Genomic DNA, 18,952 nt, shown 5'->3' with positions numbered 1-18,952 from the left:
AGCTCCTGAGATCACTTATGCGTCGTACAGCAACTCGGCAATGCGATGTTGTAATCGCGGTAGTTGTTCGGTTTCAAATAGCGGGTGCTGAGCTAACCAGCGGTTATTGCGTGGGCTAGGGTGGGGCAGCACCATCACATTTGGCCACATTTGCTGCCATTGTTCAGTGAGTGTCGAGAGCGGTGCTTTGGCAAGCGGGTTGCCAGCCAAGTGCCACTCAATAGCATAGCGGCCTAACAGCAAGGTCAATTGAAAATTGGGCAGTGTAGCGAGTAATGCTTGGCGCCAGGTTGCAGCACACTCTGGTCGTGGCGGTGCGTCGCCACCGTTACCGCGACCAGGATAGCAAAAGCCCATTGGGACAATGGCGAACAGTGATGGATTATAAAATGTATCGCTATCCACATTGAGCCAACGCCGCAGTCGTTCGCCGCTAGCATCATCAAATGGTCGACCACGTTGGTGGGTTATACTACCGGGAGCTTGCCCAGCAATCAGAATTCGCGCTGCACTATCAGCCTGTAGTATGGGCTTTGCCCCCAAAGGCAATTGCGCCTCGCAGAGCCGGCAGTTGGCTATTTTTCCTAGAAGCTGTTGGCAAGCGTCAGCCATGTTAAAACTCGTTAGTTTGCTGGAATATGCTGCCAGAGCATGCTTGCCTGATAGCCGAACCAGATAATTGTGGCGAGGGCGACTAGCCAGCAAACGCCATTGATGACACCTTGCTGTTCACTGTTTTGTTGCTTTGCCACTATGGCAAGGGCCGCTGAAAAAATCGCGACCGGCCATGCCAGCAACGAAACTAAACCAAAGATCACTGCGCCAATAAGCAGATTGCGGCTGGCGTGTTGAGATTGAGGCTTAGCGGATTGACGCAGCCACATAGGTAATAATGCCAGCGCTATGGCAACGATGATGATGCCCAAATACATCGATAAATAGGCCGTTGATGGCTGTTGGTCAATTACCAGCACCGCCCCCACGATGTTGACGATTAACGCTATAGCCGTATGCCACAGCGGGAATCTTGTACTGCAATATTGGCCGTTAAAATAGAACAACGCCTGCAGCGGTATATTACATAGGGTAAAACCCCCAAGCAGCATCAGAAAATAGATACTGGTCACCATGCCACTCGGTTCTGCGGCGTGAGCGCTAAAAATGAAATTACTGGTAAATAAACAGCAGACTGAGGTAAGTAAACGACTGGATTTCATGGCATTAAGAAATGTTTTTTCGGTGAAAGTACCTTGTCTTAATCGCCAGCTCCATGCAAGCGAATTTGCGACAAATTGTGTGCTCGGTTGAGAGGCAAATAAAAAAATGGGCGGATCCCTCCGCCGAAGTATCACAAGGTAATGGAATAGAGTTGTTGCGGTTGGAGGTTAGGTTGGAAAACCACCAAAAAATTAGCAAGTTGTATAAAAACACGGCAGTTATAAATAGTGCCTGTTAATACAAAATTAACAAAAATGCAACGTTAGCGATGAGTTTAGGAGCTTAAGCTAAGGAACACAAGCAAAATATAGAAACTTTTTGTTTCAGATAGTTAAAAGTGATCTGGCGCAAATTTTGGCCAAAATAAAACCCGCAAGTTGCGGGTTTTATCGTCAATTACGATTGATTACAGCATTCTGATTACAATTTGTAATTAACACTCAGCATAATCAGATGAGCGGTGTAATCGTGGTCGGTATTACCTAAGCTCACGACGTTCCAGATGCTGTTCAGATCTAGGTCGTTTGCAGCGTCGTTATCTTCATAACGTTGCATACGGTAATCAAGGCGCACACCGACTTTTTCTGTTGCTTGATAGTTGGCATACAGATTCAGGTCGTGTTGTTTCGCGTAGTAGGTACCGTAATCACCCGTCAGCGCTTGATGTACGACAGTATTTGAGTCGGAGTCAGCATAGCTGTAATCCAGACCTAAACGCAGTTTTTTCGACATCAGATTGTCGTAGTAAGTACCAAAGCCAACTACGTCTACCGTGTCTTCAATTTCGCTATACCAGTCTGTGGTGCTGAAACTGCTGCTACCATTTTGCTCAGACTTAATTCGCTGATGGTTGTAGAACAGGTTGAAGTTCAGATCTTTGGTTGCTTGGTAGTTAACATTTGCATCCAAGCTGGCATCGCGTGACTCTGTCAGACCAATTTCGGTGTTGTCGTAGTCGTCATAAGCATAACGGCCACCGAAATCGATTGTCAGGCTGTCGATCGGCGTATGGGATACGCGCACTTCTACCATGCTGCGCTTACGATCTGCCAGATAGTACTTACGCAGCAATGCGTTAGACTCGGTAGATGTGTAGCGAGATGCTTGATAGTTTGACCCGTCACGTTCGCCGTAACTGCCTTTAAGCCACATATTCCAGTGATCAAAGCTGTTCACTGCCAAACGTGCCCAAACACTGTTCTCATCCGTTGATTCGCGGTCTTGATAGCTGCGCTCATCACGTTTGAAGTTGTAACCACCGCTTAACTTGACCCCAGAAGTAATACGGTAGTCCGCTTCCAACTTGGCTTTTTGAGTGGTGCTGTCATATGGCGTGTTATAAGCCACTTGGCCAGAAACATTGCTGATGCTGATTTGTGTCCACTCTTCAACATCGGTTTTGTTATCACGGTCATAGTAGTCATAACTGGCGTTCACACGCACAGCGCCAAAGCGTTTAGACGCTTTTAGATCGACACCCAGAATATCCACCTGAGCGTCAATAGACTCTTCCGGCAGACTATAGCTGTAACCCGCAGTCAGCAGCTCATCATCCTGTGTCATACGACCAACCAATACGCGACCTGAAACAATTGCACCAGCGTCGGTGTACAACGCGCTCAACGAAATTGTGTGCGCTTGGTTATCTGGATCTTCTGCAAGATACGCTGAGGTTTGGCCAGCGGTGACACCAAATGGGTTGTCGTAACCTAGGCTGTCATTGTTGTTGCTGAAGCGTGAGCCATTGTAGCTCAGTGCTGTGAACCAATGATCGCCGCTCATCTTCACGCCCGCTTCTAATATATCTGTGGTGTAATCGACATCTTGAGGCAGCATGGTCGCTTGGTTAAAAATGACACCGGTAGTCGCTTTGGTGCCGGTTTTATCTTCGCGTTGAAAGTTCACATAGGTCGTGAACAGGCTATCACTGGTGTATTCGCCACCAATGGAATAACGCTTACGTTTCAGTGATAGGTCAACCAGATGGGTGGTAACGCCGCTTAAATCGGCATAGTTACCGGCATTGATCCAGTCATCAGACAATGACAGATATTCACCGTCACGTGTAAACGGGGTTCTGCCCGCATCACTTCCGTAGGTGGCAATTTGGCGCAAGCCAGCCGAGAAATTGTATTTCCCTGGCTTTCTAGCACTGATGACAGCACTACCGCTATCCATACCAAGATCATGTGCTTCTACGCTCAGGCGATAGCCACTTTCTGCAATATGAGTAACATCTGCATCTACTTTGGTGGCGATATCGTTTTCAGTATCCAGTGCGTTTGCTGAATGGATGTCATCGCCATCATTTAGATAACCAACACCGACAGATACGCTGCCTTCAGTGCCTGCTTCTACTTTACAAGCTTTACATTGCCATTTATCAAATTTAACACCGTCGGTCTTGGCATTTGCCAGACCATAGCCATCGGCTGCCATAGCGAATCCTGCGTGAGCCAGCAGGGCGATGGTAATTACATTAAGGCTGAATTTCATCTTGCTGTCTCCTTAGCGCTGCAGCAGCTTACCTGATGGACTGTTTGAACCATGAACTTGGCTGTGGCAGTTCATACAGCTTTGTCCGCCAGTGAAGGCTGAACCATTTACCATGCCACCAATGCTGGTGTTGCCCAGATAGGCTGCGCCTGTGTGGCCTTCGCCCGCGTGACATTGCTGACACAATTGTGGCGGACGTGCTTTCAGCATGGCGTCATTAGTGGTGCCGTGTGGGTTGTGGCAGTTAACACAGTTATCAGTTACTGGCGCGTGCTCCCACAATTTTGGACCGCGTTTTTCAGCGTGACAGCTATAGCAAGTCTCATTGATTGTTGGCTTTACGAGATCGGCCTCTGTGCTGGTGCCATGAGGGTTATGGCAATCAGTACAGGTCATTTGTTTCCACTTCAACGGGTGAGCAGAACGCTTGTTCATGTCGGCTTTTTGCTTGGTATGACAGCTGGTACAAACCTCAGTTTCGGTCTCTTTTGACAGAATTGGGTCTTTAGCCGCGTGGATAGAGTGGCAAGATGCACACGCAATATCAGCGCTTGCGTGGTGGCTGCTTTGCCAGTTCATACGTTTGTCGTCTTGGTGACAGCTCAAACATACGCTGTTTTGCTTTTCAGCGGGCAGGGTAGAGTCCTTACCAAAGGTGATCATCGGTTCGTTGGCTCCACGGTGTTTACCTTGTGGGCCGTGGCACGCTTCGCACTGCAAACCAGCCATTGGGCTCTTAGTTGAGGTGATAGCGCCATGTACGCCTTGGAAAATGGCCATAACCTTGTCGTTACGCTTGTGGCACATCAGACAGGTATCAGCACCTTTAGGCGAGTATTTGCCTTCTTCAAACTTTTTATCCAACGCCGTTTCAACTTCGGCGGGGGTCATCTTTTTGTCCCATACAGCGGCATTGGCTACATGTGACACGCTCAGCGCGAGAACCGCAGTCATAACAACGGTATTCAGTACAGAGCGTAATTTTTGTTGTGTTTTCATCATTGGCATCCTTGATTTGTCCAAACGGGAAAATGGCAGGGCGTTGTATCCCTGCCGTTCGGGCAAATTACAAATTCACTTGGGTGTGATCCGCAGCAGTTGGTTTATGACAGTAGAAACAGGTTTCTGACTGAGCTGCTTGGTTTGCAGCATCGTAGTCACCGTTTACTACGGCACCATAACTTTCCAACGTTTGTTGGCTGTGTAATCCTTCTGAACCCAGAGTGTGGCAAGAGGTACAAACTGCAGTAATTGGTGTTGTGTACTGACCCGCAGCTGTCGCCAATGCGCCTTTGTTTTCAAATGCGCCTAAGTTGAATGAGCTGTGGCATTGAGTACATTGAGTGATAACACCAACTTCGTTGTGTACCACGTGCAGTTTCATCTCAAATGCGCCTTTGTTCGCGCCGCTGGCATAAGTACCATCAGGGGTATGACAAGCTACACAACCGTCCAGACCTACCACGTTGTTACGTGCCAGCTGTTCAGTCATCGCAAAGCCAGCATGGTAGCCTTTATGCAGCGAGAAAGTATCGCCGTGACATTGCTGACAAGCGCCGAAGTTCACTGAGTCGGTGTGACGATGTGAGGCCGCGCTACCAGATTTAGTGCCGAACGCCAGTGCGGCTTTCATGCTGGTGGTTTGCGCGTCTTCGGTGCAAGCAATCAAAGCGTCACCACTTGAACACATCTCTAAGCCGATGAAGCTAAAAGCAGTGTCGGTATCAGTGTTAGCCGCACCAAAAGGCAGAGCAGGGGTAGTGAACACTAATGCGCCAGCATCAATGGTCACACCTTCTTGCAACACGTTGTCAGAGACAAAATCTTTAGTGACATGTGCGGTACCGCTACCTGGACTTACGTTGTAGCCCATCACTGGGAAGTTAGGACCTACGTTAGTGATGGTTTCCAAACGTTTGATTTTTGGCAATTCGTTGGCTGCATCCAACACGTTACCGCTGCCATCTACCAGCGTGATGCGTAACGTAGCTGAATCATCGTCGTTGGCGGTCAACGTGACGTTCATACCACGAGTGTTAATCACGGCACGTTTTTCAGCGATGTTGGTGGTGTGAACTTCTTCAGTCCACTCGGCAGTGTGGCAAGCAACACAACTAGAGTTGTCTTGCTGTACGGTGTGACCGACACCCGCGGCGAAATCGATATTGCTGTGGCAACTACCGCAAGCTTCAGCGGTTGGGACTTGGGCCCAGTTGTTCCAATCAGGTGTTGCTTCACCTGCATTGGTGTGACAGCTGTTACATGTCATCAGTGCATCGCTTTCAAATGCTGGCTCGATATCACCTTCTGCACTGGTAGTGAAGTGCTTCTCGTGGATCAGCATACTGAATTGCTTACCGTCGCTCACACGACCTGGCGTGTGGCAGCTGGCGCAGAAGTTAACGTCGTTATATGAACCACCGTGATGGGCAGTACTGACGTCACCGTGACAGTTGTTACAAGTTGCAGTCGCCACAATCTTACGGGAATAGCTTGGGGCATTACCGTCTACCGTAAAATCAACTAGCGCGTTGGTGTTAGGAACTGCGGTGCCATCTGGCAATGGAGTATTGTAAAGGCGGATCATAAAACGCTGTGCCAGTTCAGGATTGAACGAGGAGCGAGTAGCGTTCTCATCGGCAAGGTTAGCTGCAAAGGTGTACGTGTAAACACCATTCTTTTTATCTTCTAGAGTGCCTGGGCAGCTGCCGCCTACAGTGCAGGTTTCATCCACCAGATACTGCCATGCTGCGGCATCACCAACGCCTAAAGCACCTTTAGGAGCCAGTTGCAGCGCGTAAAAGCGCATTCTTTGCAGCCCCACAATCGCTTCGTCATCTTGGTTGGTCACCAAGAAACGTACGCTTGCGCTACCATCGGCGATGGTTTCTTCATAAAAGGTTACGTTCATGCTGCTGATGGTCATCGCTGGCGCGCCGCCTGCTGAACCATCGGAACCGGCTGAACCGTCCGAACCGTCGCTGCCACCACAACCGGCCAGCGCCAACGTTAACGCACCAGAGGCGAACCACCGTGCGTATTTTGATTTTAATGCGTTCATCATTTTTCCCTGCAATTTTGTGCACTTAGCTAATGGCGAAAAAGCGAAAGTCGAACTTATTGTTAAAATGCGCCATCAACCTATGCTGGAAAACAAGCTCCTGTAGAAAAGGCTAACGTAGATCACTTATTTATTCCGCTCGGCGGCAATTAATGTGTGATTTTGATCAGTCTATTTCTAAAGAAGTAATCCCTAATTTCGTTGAACGTAAATTTGAGGATTTTGTATTCATTCCCGCAGTTAATCTAAGACAAAAAGGGAACGCCCGAAGACGACCCCTTTTTACTCGGATTAACACCTGTTAGTTACCATGTGCTTCAAGCAGTTGCGAAACGGTGTGACAGGTTTTACACGTTTCGGCTGCCCGTTGCTTAACATCATCAATGCTAGCGCCATCGATAATGCCACCGTTGGTTTCAATATGGCTGATAGTTGCTTCAGTCAAATATTGCTGGTGACATGACATACAAGAACCCGCATCAGAAGATACCCAGATGTCATGACCATCGGTTAAATCACCAAAACGCCATACACGATCAGGAGCGCGACCCAATTCGATGCCGTTGTTGGCATGACAGGTCATACAGTCACTCTTAATGACAGTACCTGACTCAACACCGTTGTGATTCAGCTCATGGCCTTCTCTGTGGTGTGCTTTGAAGGCAAAACTGGTTGGTATACGACCACCTGGGTAGCTGCTGTCGCTACGCAGCGTCTTATCTGGTGTATGACAAGTACCGCAGTTTACGCCGTTGTCGTAGTGATGGATTTCGGCACCATGGCAACCTTGACACTTAGTTGAGTCAATGATGCTGCGACGTTCAGCAACGCTAGCGGCAGTATCAGGTGCTGATTCACCCCAAACAAACTGATATGGCGTTTGTTGGATGTAGGTTGTGCGGGTGTCATCACCACAAGCCGTCAGGGCAATATCAGTTACGCCATAGCCGCCATTGTTGTAACAGGCTTGCAAGGTCGACCAAATTTCGAAGGTTTTACCTTGAGCATCGGTCGGTAAGGTGAAGCTTGAACCTGTCAAGGTGTAGGTGCGAGTTGCCTCGTCATAAGTCCCGGTGTTCAGCGCGATACGGCGTTGGCTGTATGACGCATCTGCATAAGCAGGGAAGTCTTTATCCACATCCCATGCCACAACCATACGACTTGATTGGTTGATCATGCTTTGCTCAATTGGGTTACCGTCTTGGTCCAACACTTGAACGTTGAAGGTGATATGGCCGTCGTCAGTTGCTGCAATATTTGACACTGCTACGCTCAATGATTGTGCTTCTGTGTAGGCTTTAAGTACATCACCATGACGTTTCACCGCACTGCCAGTGCCACTGTATGGAGATTCTGCATTGTGGCAAGACATACAGTCGGTGCTGCTGTGATGTGCAGAAGGCTTCTCAGAGTGACACGCGATACATGCGGTATTGCTTTTCTCTGCAGTAAACAGTGCTGCATCTGCCGGGGCGCCGTTACCTTCTACGTGACAGACCGAGCAGTCTGCTGCAGGACGATGTGGGAAGGCAACATTACCGTAATCTTCAACGCTGCCGCCGTAACCAACAATTTTGTATGGTTCCGCGACTTGATTGCCGTCAGCATCAAACGTATGACGTTCTTCACCGCGGTGAATCGCGTGAATCATGTAAGTAAAGTCGATGCTGTTACCTGATTCTGGATCACCAGAAGTTGAGGTGTGGCACACAACGCAGTTCTGTAGATCGACACGACGGCCGCCGTGCATTTTCAGACTGTCGGGTTGGTGACAGGTATAACAGGCATTGATTGATACGACATCACGCGTTTGAATGCCATCAGTTTGACCACTTGATGGTTGCCAGTCGTAATGCGCATTAGCAACCAGCGTGGATGAAGCGCGTAATTCTAAGGTGACGCGTTGGGTGTCATCAGCACTGTAGGTGACAGTTAATGGCGTAGTGACATTGGCAACGTTTTGTTGATAGGTATAGGTGTAACTGCCGTTACCATTGTCAACTAAGCAAGTATCGCAGCCGGACGCTGCTTCAATACTTGCTTGATATTCATTTTGCGGGTTGAGGCCGTCGACATCCGTCGGTGGGTTGTTGGGTGCTCGTTCGCTGTTAATGTATGACTGCCATTGATAACCGTGGTCGAAGCCGACACCTGAGTCATCAGTTGCAGCGTCTTCAACATGGGTCAATTGAGCGATACCGAAACGAATATCGTAGTCATTGGTTAGACCGGTCACGGCAACGCCGTTGGCATTGGTCAAGGAGAAATTAACAGTTACAGTACCGTCTGTAATGCTGGCGTCGGTAAAGGCGGCATTGAGTGTAGTCGCCTGATCAATACTGACGGTGGTTAATCCTGGTTCACCACCGATACCATCTTGACCATCCTCGCCGTCGCTGCCGCAGCCGGCAAGGGTGAGAGTCAGTATTCCGGCTCCCAACAACGCTTTACTAGCGATATTGAACTTAAACCGTTTCATCATAGTTTTCCCTGCAAAATTTTGTATTCATCACCGGTGAAGAGAGTGAAAAAGACATGACCGGTGTGTGGAATTTAGCTTCCCAAATATTAGGCTATCCAATAGCTAACTTTTATTCAGTTAATTTAGATATGTTATGTGATTAAGATCTGACTATTTAAAAAGAGATAGTTAACTTATTGACGTAAGCTAGTTAAAGTACGTTGTTTTTTTGTACACAGATGAACCTAACCCTCAGCTCCCTATCTGCGTTTCACGTCGCAAATGTTATCTACTTTTTAAGCATGTTTCCGGCCTGCAAAACGGGTGAAATTTGTGTTGTCTGCACAGCTAGGCGCTCCTTTAAATATCAAGCCAGTAGCGGATTTTTGAACCCAACACACAAACTTGACAGATTTTAGCTTTTATTTAGCAACGCCTGTTTATTCCTGTAGATTTTTGTCCCATAATACAGAACACAATTGAAAACTATTCTCGTTTACGGCGTATCACCGCATCTTCAGCGCGGCTCTCAAAGAGTCTGCCACTTAGCTGGTGATAATAGAGATGGTAGGTAGAATGAAGTTAAATGAATTGAAGCCAGGCGATCAGGCCATTATCAGCGATGTTGGCCAATTAGATCTTCCCTCATCTGTTAAACGCAAGCTGCTGTCACTCGGAATCACGCCAAACACCCGTTTTTCGCTTATTCGTCGAGCCCCGCTAGGCAGCGGTTTAGAGCTCGATATCCGTGGCAGCAAACTTTGTGTGCGCCAAGAGTTGGCGAAAATCATCGATGTGGAGAGGACGAATGACTAAGCAGTTTCATTGCGTCACCGTAGGAAATCCCAACGCCGGTAAATCAACTCTGTTTAACGCCTTAACCGGTTCAAACCAACAAGTGGGCAACTGGGCCGGCGTTACCGTTGAAAAGAAAACCGGTCTGTTCACCATCAATGATACCGACGTTTACCTTACGGATTTGCCAGGCATTTACGATATTTTGCCCGCAGGTAAAGATTGTGATTGTTCACTCGATGAACAAATTGCACAGCAATATCTCGCCAGCCAACATACCGATGGCATCATCAATATGGTGGATGCCACCAATATCGAACGCCACCTATTTTTGACGGTTCAGCTGCGTGAGCTGGGCATTCCAATGGTGGTGGTGCTGAATAAAATCGATGCGGCGGCGAAACGCGGTGTCCGTATTGATACTGAAGCCATGGCAGATGCCTTAGGCTGTCCAGTGATAGCGGTGACCTCACGTGATAGCCAGGATGTTGAAAAGGTTAAAGCCTTAGTTGTGCGTTTCCTTGAAGGTAGTGTTTCCGATGCACCGCTGCTGCTTGATTACGGCCCGGAAGTGGAGCGTAGCGTTGCTCAACTCATCAACAATAATCACGCTGCCAATCGCGGTCGTGCATTGGCAATGCTGGCAAATGGCATTGGTTGTGTCACTTGCGAGCGTGGGCAACAGGATGAGTTTGTTGAGCAATGTGCGGCGGCGTTGGCCGCCAACGGTAAAGATATTGAGTTAGTTGCCGCAACAACGCGATTTAATTTTGTTGAGCAGGTGTTTGCGCAATCGGTTCAGCAACAAGAGCAGTTAACCTTCAGCGACCGCATCGATCAGATCACTCTACATCCTATCCTTGGCATACCAATCTTCTTGGGCGTGATGTACCTGATGTTTATGTTTGCCATTAACATCGGCAGTGCTTTTATCGATTTCTTTGATATCGCCGCTGGTGCCTTGTTTGTTGATCACCTTGGCGCTTGGCTAACGGATATTGGTTCGCCGGAATGGGTGGTGACCCTCGTTGCTGGCGGTATCGGTCAAGGGATTCAAACCGTTTGTACATTTATTCCAGTGATTATGGCGCTGTTTTTGGCGTTATCTGTATTGGAAGGCTCTGGCTATATGGCGCGAGCAGCGTTTGTGGTCGATGGGCTGATGCGCCGCATTGGCCTGCCGGGTAAAGCTTTTGTCCCCATGATTGTTGGCTTTGGTTGTTCCGTACCAGCGATTATGGCAACGCGTACCTTAGGCAGTCAGCGTGAGCGTATTGTGACTGGCATGATGGCACCCTTTATGTCTTGTGGTGCCCGTTTGCCTGTGTATGCCTTGTTTGCCGCGGCGTTTTTCCCGGCCTCTGGTCAAAACTTGGTATTTGGTTTGTACCTGTTAGGCATTTTGGCCGCTATCGGTACTGGTTTCTTATTGCGCAAGACTATTTTGCCAGGGAACAGCAGCGCCGTAGTGATGGAACTGCCTACTTACGAATTGCCAAAGTGGCGTGCAGTGGCTTCCCGTACTGGTAAGCGAACTAAGAGCTTTATTCTTGGGGCAGGCAAAACCATTGTGATTGTGGTGACCTTACTCAACTTCATCAACGCGATTGGCACTGACGGTACTTTTGGCCACGAAGACAGTAAGGAATCGTTGCTCAGTGTTGGTAGCCAGAAAGTCACGCCGCTGTTCGCTCCGATGGGGATTCAGCAGGATAACTGGCCGGCTACCGTTGGGATTATCACAGGTCTATTTGCTAAAGAAGCCGTGGTCGGAACGCTCAATAGCTTGTATAGCACGCCATCTGCACAAGCAGGGGAACTGCCGCCGCTAACAGACAGTTTTGTTGCGGCGTTGCAGACAATTCCGCAGAACTTACTGGGAATTGCGCCGGATGATCCTTTGTCTTTGTCCGTTGGCCATGTCGAAGATTTGAATGTGGCGGCAGAAGAGCAGGGGGTTAACGAAACAACCTTTGGTGCTTTACAGCAGGGTTTCCCAAGCCAATTATCAGCGTTTTGTTATCTGCTGTTTATTTTGCTTTACACGCCTTGTGTGGCGGCGATGGGCGCCTTGGTAAACGAATTTGGTTCACGCTGGGCATCATTTGCGGCGACTTGGACCTTTTCATTGGCTTACGGCTCGGCGACAGTGGTGTACCAAGCGGCGACGTTTAGTCAGCATCCCGTCTCTTCAACCTGTTGGATAGGTGGTTTTGCAATTGCGTTGGCGGTCTTTTACCAATGGCTCAAACGTAAAGGCAAGCGTGCGCAACAAATTATTCCCGGTATAAAAGTGATAGCCGGTCAATAAACACCATGTTATGCGCGAAAAGCAGCCGATAAGGCTGCTTTTCTTTTCTAGAGCCGTTGACGGCTTACGCACCAATTCTTATCCTACGAGAATTAACAGCGGGCATGATCTAACGTCATGCCCGTTTTATCAGGCTTGCAAGGTTCGCAAAGAGGAAATACATGAGTCAGGTGGACACTGAAGTTCGTCCGAGTAACTTCATTCGCAATATCATTGATGAGGATTTGGCTAGCGGTAAGCACACGAGTGTGCACACCCGTTTTCCGCCAGAGCCAAACGGCTACCTCCATATCGGTCACGCAAAGTCAATTTGCCTGAATTTCGGTATTGCTCGTGACTACCAGGGACAGTGTAACTTACGCTTTGATGACACTAACCCTGAGAAAGAGAATATCGATTACGTTAACTCTATTAAAGAAGACGTGCATTGGCTCGGTTTCCAATGGAGTGGTGATATTCATTACTCATCAGATTACTTTGATAAGTTGTATGGCTACGCGCTAGAACTCATTAACAAAGGGCTAGCGTATGTTTGTTTCCTCAATGGTGAACAAACCCGTGAATATCGCGGCACCCTGAAAGCGCCGGGTAAAAATAGCCCATACCGTGATACCAGCGTTGAAGAAAACTTGGCACTGTTTGAAAAAATGCGTGCCGGTGAATTCAAAGAAGGTGAGTGTTCACTGCGCGCTAAAATTGATATGGCCTCGCCATTCATGTGTATGCGAGACCCAGTGATTTATCGTATTAAGTTTGCCCATCACCACCAAACCGGTGATAAGTGGTGCATCTATCCAATGTACGATTTCACACACTGTATCTCTGATGCTCTGGAAGATATCACCCACAGCATCTGTACCTTGGAATTCCAAGATAACCGCCGTTTGTACGACTGGGTGTTGGATCATTTAGATGATTTCAACAAACCTAACCGTACTCGTCAGTATGAGTTTTCACGGCTGAATCTGGAATACACCTTGATGTCTAAGCGTAAGCTGAACGACTTGGTGGTACGCGGTTTGGTGAGTGGTTGGGATGACCCTCGTATGCCAACCATTGCAGGCTTGCGTCGTCGCGGTTTTACGCCGTCGTCAATTCGTCTGTTCTGTGAACGCATCGGTGTGACCAAACAGGACAACCTGATTGAAATCGGTATGCTGGAAGCGTGTATTCGTGATGAACTGAACGAAAACGCGCCGCGTGCTATGGCCGTGATCAAACCGCTGAAACTGGTGATTGAGAACTACCCAGAAGGTCAAATCGAGAAACTGACCGCTGCAGCACATCCTAACGATGAAAGTTTAGGGGAACGTGAACTGCCGTTTGGCCGCGAAATCTACATTGATGTGGAAGATTTCAAAGAAGAAGGCAACAAAAAGTACAAACGTTTGGTGCTGGGCAAAGAAGTACGTCTGCGTAACGCTTACGTGATTAAAGCCGAGCGTTGCGATAAAGACGCTGATGGCAACATCACCACCGTTTACTGTACCTACGATCCTGAAACCTTGGGTAAAAACCCAGCCGATGGCCGTAAAGTGAAAGGTGTTATCCACTGGGTTGAGCAAACACACGCGAAACCTGCGGAATTCCGTTTGTACGACAACTTGTGTAGCGATCCAAACCCTGCGGCAGCTGAAACCGTTGATGAAGTGCTGAACCCTGCATCTTTGGTGGTGGCGCACGGTTATGTTGAACCGGGTTTGGTGAACGCTGAGCCTAGCAAAGCATACCAGTTCGAGCGTGAAGGTTATTTCTGCGCTGATTGCAAAGACTCAACGCCTGATGCTTTGGTGTTTAACCGCACAGTAGCACTGCGTGATTCCTTCGCATAATCACAATATTTGAGTTAGAAAAGGCGCCTAAGGGCGCCTTTTCTATTGCTATGCTGCTGGATTTATCGTTATCGGACGGTTCGTCAGCTACTGTGGCCGATTTTTGCTAGGCAGCCAAAGTCACGATTGTTAAAATCGGCGCCAATTTTTGAACGTTAGTGTGTAGCTATGTACCAACAACTGTTAGCGCCAGTACGCGCATTTCTTGGCTGCGAAACGCCAGATGCGTGGATTGTCGAGGCCATCAAACCTGAGCGTTTGTCACTGCTGTTGATTGACCACTGTAACTGCGAGCTTAAGGCGGCGCAGACCGCGATGTTTCTTATTCGTAAATATGCCGTTGATAAAGCCAGTGGCCAGCTGTTGCTGGAGTGGGCTAAACCCTATGAAGAGTTTGTTTATCATCGTGATCGAAACATCAACGCTTTTATGGCACGAGATAGCCGTAAGAACGAGTTAGCAGCCCAGCTTAAGCCGAAAGTTGGCTTTGTTCACGGTGATGAGCTTATTGCAAAAATGGTGCGCTTGATTAAAGAAGAGTTCCACCACTTTGAACAAGTGCTGGAGCTGATGCAGGAACGCGATATTCCATACGCTAATCTCCATGCGGGCCGTTATGCCAAAGGCTTGATGACGCATGTCACTACTCACGAGCCTAATACCCTAATCGATAAGCTGATTATCGGTGCTTTGATTGAGGCGCGTTCGTGCGAGCGTTTTGCCAAACTGGCGCCACATTTAGATGATGCGTTAGGGCGTTTCTATGTGTCACTACTGCGCTCTGAAGCGCGACATTATCAAGATTATCTTATTTTGGCTGAGGCGATTGCCGGCGAAGATATCAGCGAGCGTATAGCCTTTTTGGTGGCGCAAGAAGCTGCATTGATACAAAGTCACGATAGTGAATTCCGTTTTCACAGTGGGGTGCCGCTAGCCAACTGACGAGGCGGCGTTTATTCAGCGAATGGGAGCGTTTGCAGCTCAAGTCCTGCGGGGGTGAGTTTGAGGACGCTACCTTGCTCATACCAATCACCAACCACTGCTCGGGTTAAACCATTACCCAAGTCATGAATCGCTGGCCTATGAGTGTGACCGTGGATCATCAGTTGCGCCTGTTGTTGGTGCATTAATGACAACACCGCGTTAGGCTCCACATCCATGATGGCATAGCTTTTAGTTTGATTTTGCTGCTGACTATTGGCGCGCATGTTGGCGGCAATCTTTAGCCGTTTATTCTTGCTGAGGCACTTAAAACCCCATCTCACAATCGGATTGTTCCGAAAACGGCGGAAACGTTGATAGTCGTGATCGAGCGTACATAAGCTGTCGCCATGGAGTATCACACAGCGCTGTTGATAAATTTCCGTGGTAAATACTTCAGGGAGCAGGGTCATGCCAGCCTGTTTGGCATAGCGTTTACCGAGTAGAAAGTCGCGATTGCCGTGAATAAAATAGAGCGGCATCTGCTGGCTAAGCTGGTGCAACTTATCCGCAATTTCGACCGCAAAAGGTTCTGCAAGATCGTCGCCGACCCATACTTCAAACAGATCACCGATAATATAGAGCGCATCAACTTGCGCTAGATTATCTAAAAAGCGTAGGAAGGCGGCGATAATATCGGGACGATCTGCACTAAGGTGCAGATCGCCGATGAACAAAGTTTGCATGCAGACTTATTCGCTGATGCTCACTTTTTCGATAACCACTGCTTCCAATGGTACGTCTTGATGCATACCACGGTTGCCAGTCGCAACATCTTTGATTTTGTTAACTACGTCCATGCCTTCGACAACTTCACCAAATACGCAGTAACCCCAACCTTGAATTGACTCACTTTTGAAGTCCAAGAAAGTGTTGTTGTTCACGTTGATGAAGAACTGTGCAGTTGCTGAATGCGGATCTTGTGTACGGGCCATCGCAATCGCGCCCACTTTGTTGCTTAAGCCGTTGTTAGCTTCGTTTTTCACTGGTGCATTCGTTGGCTTTTGCTGCATATCTTCAGTGAAACCGCCGCCTTGGATCATAAAGCCATCAATCACACGGTGAAAGATAGTACCGTCGTAGAAGCCTTCTTGGGCGTATTGCAGAAAGTTGGCTGCAGTTTCTGGTGCTTTTTCAGTATCTAAAGCAAGTGTGATGTCGCCGTGGTTGGTGTGCAAAGTGATCATAAGTAGTACCTTTGAGCTAATTTCGTGGGCGGATTCTAACTTATCCGTTAATGGGGCGAAAGGGCAGTATTCAAGAGCTAGGTGCGATGCTAAACTCTTGAACCAGTTTCAAGCCATGCTTATAAGAGTACAAGAGAAAATTCGATGTTGAAGATCTACAACAGTCTGAGCCGCCAAAAAGAGGAATTTACACCGATAGTACCGGGAAAAGTGGGGATGTACGTCTGTGGCGTCACCATTTATGACTTGTGTCATATCGGGCATGGCAGGACCTTTGTGTCGTTCGACATGATTGTACGCTATCTGCGTTACGCAGGTTACGACGTTAACTTTTTGCGGAATATCACCGACGTAGATGACAAAATCATCAAGCGCGCCAATGAGAATGGCGAAAGCTGTGAAGCATTAACGGAACGCCTTATCGGCGAAATGCATGCTGACTTTGACGCACTGAATATGCAGCGTCCGGATTTTGAACCACGCGCGACCCTGCACATTGATGAAATCATTGAAATGGTGCAGCAGCTTATCGAACGCGGCCATGCCTATGTGGCCGATGATGGTGATGTGCTGTTTAGCGTTGAGTCGTTCAAAGAGTATGGCCGCCTGTCGGGGCAAGACTTAGAGCAGTTGCAAGCCGGTGCTCGTGTCGAAGTTGATCAAGCTAAACGCAACCCAATGGATTTCGTGTTGTGGAAAATGTCTAAGCCAGGTGAACCTACATGGGATTCACCTTGGGGCGCAGGTCGTCCGGGCTGGCACATCGAATGTTCCGCGATGAACAGCAAACACTTAGGTGCACATTTCGATATTCACGGTGGTGGTTCTGATTTGATGTTCCCGCACCACGAAAACGAAATTGCCCAATCTTGCTGCGCGCACGATAGCAAGTATGTGAACTACTGGATGCATACCGGCATGGTGATGGTCGATAAAGAGAAAATGTCAAAATCGCTTGGCAACTTCTTCACCATTCGCGATGTGTTGGCGCATTATGATGCTGAAACCGTACGTTACTTCCTGCTGTCGGGTCACTATCGTAGTCAATTGAACTACTCAGAAGACAACCTCAAACAAGCACGCGCGTCACTCGAGCGTATGTACACCGCACTGAAAGACCTTGATTTGACGGTTGCCGCGGCCGATGCCAGCGAATACGTTGCGCGCTTTAACACAGCCATGGACGATGATTTCAATACCCCTGAAGCCTATTCAGTGCTGTTTGATATGGTACGTGAGATCAATCGCTTGAAAGGCACCGATGTTGCTGCAGCGTCTGCATTAGCGGTAGCAATGAAGCAGCTGGCAGATGTACTCGGTATTTTGTCATCCACCCCAGAAGCCTTCTTCCAAGGTGAAAGCGATGATGATGAAGTGGCAGAAATTGAAGCCTTGATTGTTGAGCGTAACCGCGCCCGTGCTGAGAAAGATTGGCCCGCTGCGGATAAAGCCCGTGATCGTTTGAACGAACTGGGCATTGTACTGGAAGATGGCGCCAACGGTACGACTTGGCGTAAAAAGTAAGCCGCATATTCAAATCAAACTCATAAGGTTTGTATCAAATAAAAAGCCGACATAATGTCGGCTTTTTGCTGTGTTGTGCGAGTCTCAATTAATCGTGATATTGCTCAGCAGCAAACAGGGTGTTTTCCAGCAGGCTGGCAATGGTCATCGGTCCAACACCGCCGGGAACCGGGGTGATAAAGCTCGCGCGCTCAGCAGCGGCTTCGAACTCAACATCGCCCACCAAACGGCCATCAGCCAAACGGTTAATACCGACGTCAATCACGACTGCGCCTGGTTTGATCCACTCGCCCGGAATAAAGCCAGGTTTACCCACGGCAACGACCACCAGATCAGCTTGAGATACTTTTTGCTGCAATCCTTGGGTGAAACGGTGGCAAGTTGTGGTGGTGCATCCGGCTAACAATAATTCCAGTGTCATCGGGCGCCCAACGATGTTTGACGCACCAACGACAACGGCATCTAACCCGTGGGTTTTAACACCGGTCGATTTTATCAGGGTCATAATGCCCATTGGTGTGCATGAACGCAGCACTGGAATACGTTGTGCTAAGCGGCCGACATTATAAGGATGAAAACCATCAACATCTTTATCTGGCTGTATGCGTTCAATGACTTTGGCATCATCGATATGTTCAGGTAACGGCAATTGCACCAAGATGCCATCAATACTGCCATCTTGGTTGAGTGAATCTATTAAGTTAAGTAGTTCTTCTTCGCTGGTATCGGCGGCTAAATCGTATGAACGCGATAAGAAGCCAACTTCTTCGCAAGCTTTACGCTTACTGCCGACATACACTTGCGAGGCAGGATCACTACCGACCAGAATTACAGCAAGACCGGGAATACGCTGACCAGCGGCTTGGCGTTGAGCCACTTTTTGTTTTAATTCTTGCCGAATGGATTGCGCTATCGCTTTGCCATCAATTAATTGGGCAGTCATGGGTGTAGGGTTTCCTTAGTTATGGCGCGATGTTCTATGAAGCGGCGATATTTTAACAGTCGCGCGCTTTAGTGTCATGGTGAAAGGTGCGCCAGAACACAGAATTTGCCGTTGGCAGCACTAAATTTCAGCAGCTGAATTGC

At 48.4% G+C, this 18,952-nt stretch carries 14 protein-coding genes; 5 read left to right on the top strand and 9 right to left on the bottom strand.

Features of this window, described 5'->3' with window-relative positions:
- Positions 1-15: 15 nt before the first annotated feature.
- The 6 genes from HR45_RS05995 to HR45_RS05970 form a co-directional block, all read right to left on the bottom strand.
- The gene (locus tag HR45_RS05995) at positions 16-612 is read right to left on the bottom strand and encodes a uracil-DNA glycosylase family protein (protein ID WP_037440758.1); all 597 of its coding nucleotides are present in this window, start codon (positions 610-612) and stop codon (positions 16-18) included.
- A gap of 11 nt (positions 613-623) precedes the next feature.
- Complete coding sequence (locus HR45_RS05990) at positions 624-1,217, bottom strand: hypothetical protein (protein ID WP_037440757.1); 594 nt, start codon at positions 1,215-1,217, stop codon at positions 624-626.
- Positions 1,218-1,638: 421 nt separating this feature from the next.
- On the bottom strand, positions 1,639-3,714 hold the full coding sequence (locus HR45_RS05985) for an MtrB/PioB family decaheme-associated outer membrane protein (protein ID WP_037440752.1): 2,076 nt from the start codon (positions 3,712-3,714) through the stop codon (positions 1,639-1,641).
- A gap of 12 nt (positions 3,715-3,726) precedes the next feature.
- Positions 3,727-4,713 (bottom strand): DmsE family decaheme c-type cytochrome, encoded by a 987-nt coding sequence (locus HR45_RS05980; protein ID WP_156104033.1) that lies wholly within the window; start codon positions 4,711-4,713, stop codon positions 3,727-3,729.
- A 67-nt stretch (positions 4,714-4,780) separates the two neighbouring features.
- Positions 4,781-6,778 carry an OmcA/MtrC family decaheme c-type cytochrome gene (locus HR45_RS05975; protein ID WP_037440748.1) on the bottom strand — a complete coding sequence of 666 codons (1,998 nt, stop codon included), beginning with the start codon at positions 6,776-6,778 and terminating at the stop codon, positions 4,781-4,783.
- 298 nt (positions 6,779-7,076) lie between these two features.
- Complete coding sequence (locus HR45_RS05970) at positions 7,077-9,257, bottom strand: OmcA/MtrC family decaheme c-type cytochrome (RefSeq protein WP_037440746.1); 2,181 nt, start codon at positions 9,255-9,257, stop codon at positions 7,077-7,079.
- Between the two features lie 555 nt (positions 9,258-9,812).
- Here HR45_RS05970 and HR45_RS05965 point away from each other — a divergent pair.
- The 4 genes from HR45_RS05965 to miaE all read left to right on the top strand — a co-directional run bounded on the left by HR45_RS05965 (position 9,813) and on the right by miaE (position 15,116).
- Positions 9,813-10,052, top strand: coding sequence for a FeoA family protein (locus HR45_RS05965; RefSeq protein ID WP_037440743.1), 240 nt, complete (start codon positions 9,813-9,815; stop codon positions 10,050-10,052).
- Positions 10,045-12,342 (top strand): Fe(2+) transporter permease subunit FeoB, encoded by a 2,298-nt coding sequence (gene feoB, locus HR45_RS05960; protein WP_037440741.1) that lies wholly within the window; start codon positions 10,045-10,047, stop codon positions 12,340-12,342. The genes HR45_RS05965 and feoB overlap by 8 nt, the downstream gene beginning before the upstream one ends.
- Before the next feature lie 161 nt (positions 12,343-12,503).
- The gene (gene glnS / locus HR45_RS05955; protein ID WP_037440739.1) at positions 12,504-14,174 is read left to right on the top strand and encodes a glutamine--tRNA ligase; all 1,671 of its coding nucleotides are present in this window, start codon (positions 12,504-12,506) and stop codon (positions 14,172-14,174) included.
- 168 nt (positions 14,175-14,342) lie between these two features.
- Positions 14,343-15,116 carry a tRNA isopentenyl-2-thiomethyl-A-37 hydroxylase MiaE gene (gene miaE, locus HR45_RS05950; protein WP_037440736.1) on the top strand — a complete coding sequence of 258 codons (774 nt, stop codon included), beginning with the start codon at positions 14,343-14,345 and terminating at the stop codon, positions 15,114-15,116.
- Between the two features lie 11 nt (positions 15,117-15,127).
- On the opposite strand, the gene HR45_RS05945 is transcribed toward miaE, so the two are convergent.
- Together HR45_RS05945 and HR45_RS05940 are read right to left on the bottom strand one after the other, a co-directional pair.
- Positions 15,128-15,841 (bottom strand): UDP-2,3-diacylglucosamine diphosphatase, encoded by a 714-nt coding sequence (locus tag HR45_RS05945; RefSeq protein WP_037440733.1) that lies wholly within the window; start codon positions 15,839-15,841, stop codon positions 15,128-15,130.
- Between the two features lie 6 nt (positions 15,842-15,847).
- Positions 15,848-16,342, bottom strand: coding sequence for a peptidylprolyl isomerase (locus HR45_RS05940; protein ID WP_037440731.1), 495 nt, complete (start codon positions 16,340-16,342; stop codon positions 15,848-15,850).
- A 144-nt stretch (positions 16,343-16,486) separates the two neighbouring features.
- On the opposite strand from HR45_RS05940, the gene cysS reads away from it, so the two are divergent.
- Positions 16,487-17,866 carry a cysteine--tRNA ligase gene (gene cysS, locus HR45_RS05935; protein ID WP_037440730.1) on the top strand — a complete coding sequence of 460 codons (1,380 nt, stop codon included), beginning with the start codon at positions 16,487-16,489 and terminating at the stop codon, positions 17,864-17,866.
- Positions 17,867-17,954: 88 nt separating this feature from the next.
- Here cysS and folD read toward each other — a convergent pair whose 3' ends face one another.
- Positions 17,955-18,809 carry a bifunctional methylenetetrahydrofolate dehydrogenase/methenyltetrahydrofolate cyclohydrolase FolD gene (gene folD, locus HR45_RS05930; protein WP_037440727.1) on the bottom strand — a complete coding sequence of 285 codons (855 nt, stop codon included), beginning with the start codon at positions 18,807-18,809 and terminating at the stop codon, positions 17,955-17,957.
- Positions 18,810-18,952: the final 143 nt, after the last annotated feature.

The sequence above is a fragment of the Shewanella mangrovi genome, from assembly GCF_000753795.1.
Taxonomy (GTDB): domain Bacteria; phylum Pseudomonadota; class Gammaproteobacteria; order Enterobacterales; family Shewanellaceae; genus Shewanella; species Shewanella mangrovi.
The sequence above is the reverse complement of the archived record's forward strand: the minus strand, read 5'-3'. Positions and strand labels throughout refer to the sequence as shown.

Excerpts from the sequence above, each read along its gene's own strand:
- folD (WP_037440727.1), bottom strand. The coding sequence starts at position 18,809 with ATGACTGCCCAATTAATTGATGGCAAAGCGATAGCGCAATCCATTCGG.
- HR45_RS05965 (WP_037440743.1), top strand. The coding sequence starts at position 9,813 with ATGAAGTTAAATGAATTGAAGCCAGGCGATCAGGCCATTATCAGCGAT.
- HR45_RS05945 (WP_037440733.1), bottom strand. The coding sequence starts at position 15,841 with ATGCAAACTTTGTTCATCGGCGATCTGCACCTTAGTGCAGATCGTCCC.
- HR45_RS05995 (WP_037440758.1), bottom strand. The coding sequence starts at position 612 with ATGGCTGACGCTTGCCAACAGCTTCTAGGAAAAATAGCCAACTGCCGG.
- HR45_RS05975 (WP_037440748.1), bottom strand. The coding sequence starts at position 6,778 with ATGATGAACGCATTAAAATCAAAATACGCACGGTGGTTCGCCTCTGGT.
- glnS (WP_037440739.1), top strand. The coding sequence starts at position 12,504 with ATGAGTCAGGTGGACACTGAAGTTCGTCCGAGTAACTTCATTCGCAAT.
- HR45_RS05970 (WP_037440746.1), bottom strand. The coding sequence starts at position 9,257 with ATGATGAAACGGTTTAAGTTCAATATCGCTAGTAAAGCGTTGTTGGGA.
- HR45_RS05940 (WP_037440731.1), bottom strand. The coding sequence starts at position 16,342 with ATGATCACTTTGCACACCAACCACGGCGACATCACACTTGCTTTAGAT.
- HR45_RS05985 (WP_037440752.1), bottom strand. The coding sequence starts at position 3,714 with ATGAAATTCAGCCTTAATGTAATTACCATCGCCCTGCTGGCTCACGCA.
- HR45_RS05980 (WP_156104033.1), bottom strand. The coding sequence starts at position 4,713 with ATGAAAACACAACAAAAATTACGCTCTGTACTGAATACCGTTGTTATG.
- miaE (WP_037440736.1), top strand. The coding sequence starts at position 14,343 with ATGTACCAACAACTGTTAGCGCCAGTACGCGCATTTCTTGGCTGCGAA.
- cysS (WP_037440730.1), top strand. The coding sequence starts at position 16,487 with ATGTTGAAGATCTACAACAGTCTGAGCCGCCAAAAAGAGGAATTTACA.
- feoB (WP_037440741.1), top strand. The coding sequence starts at position 10,045 with ATGACTAAGCAGTTTCATTGCGTCACCGTAGGAAATCCCAACGCCGGT.
- HR45_RS05990 (WP_037440757.1), bottom strand. The coding sequence starts at position 1,217 with ATGAAATCCAGTCGTTTACTTACCTCAGTCTGCTGTTTATTTACCAGT.